1 protein-coding gene is annotated in these 851 nt (G+C 60.6%); it reads right to left on the reverse strand.

From position 1 onward, the window contains the following. Positions 1 to 851 (reverse strand): elongation factor Tu (gene tuf / locus ACFW0H_RS30100; protein ID WP_422917479.1); only part of this gene is annotated, 851 nt, incomplete at both ends.

The raw sequence follows: 851 nt of genomic DNA on the forward strand, positions 1-851 counted from the left end.
ACGTCGTCACGCTTGGTGCCGCGCAGCAGGGCGCCGATGTTCTCACCAGCACGACCTTCGTCGAGCAGCTTGCGGAACATTTCCACGCCGGTGCAGGTGGTCTTGGTGGTCGGACGGATGCCGACGATTTCGATTTCCTCGCCCACCTTGACGATGCCGCGCTCAACACGACCGGTTACCACGGTGCCGCGGCCGGAGATGGAGAACACGTCTTCGATCGGCATCAGGAACGGCTGGTCGATGGCACGCACCGGCTCCGGAATGTAGGAGTCCAGGGTTTCAACCAGTTTACGAACGGCGGAAACGCCGATTTCGTTGTCGTCCTTGCCTTCCAGAGCCATCAGAGCGGAACCGATCACGATCGGAGTGTCGTCGCCCGGGAAGTCGTAGGTGTTCAGCAGGTCGCGAACTTCCATCTCGACCAGTTCCAGCAGCTCGGCGTCGTCAACCATGTCGGCCTTGTTCAGGAACACGACGATGTAGGGAACGCCTACCTGGCGGGACAGCAGGATGTGCTCGCGGGTCTGCGGCATGGGGCCGTCAGCAGCGGAGCAAACCAGGATCGCGCCGTCCATCTGGGCAGCACCGGTGATCATGTTCTTCACGTAGTCAGCGTGACCGGGGCAGTCAACGTGAGCGTAGTGACGAATGGCGGAATCGTACTCAACGTGGGAGGTGTTGATGGTGATACCGCGAGCTTTCTCTTCCGGCGCGTTGTCGATCTGGTCGAACGCACGAGCGGAACCGCCCCAGGTCTCGGAGCAGACCTTGGTCAGAGCAGCAGTCAGAGTGGTCTTGCCATGGTCAACGTGACCAATGGTGCCAACGTTGACGTGCGGTTTGTTACGTTC

This window comes from Metapseudomonas cellulosilytica (genome assembly GCF_049334135.1).
GTDB lineage: Bacteria > Pseudomonadota > Gammaproteobacteria > Pseudomonadales > Pseudomonadaceae > Metapseudomonas.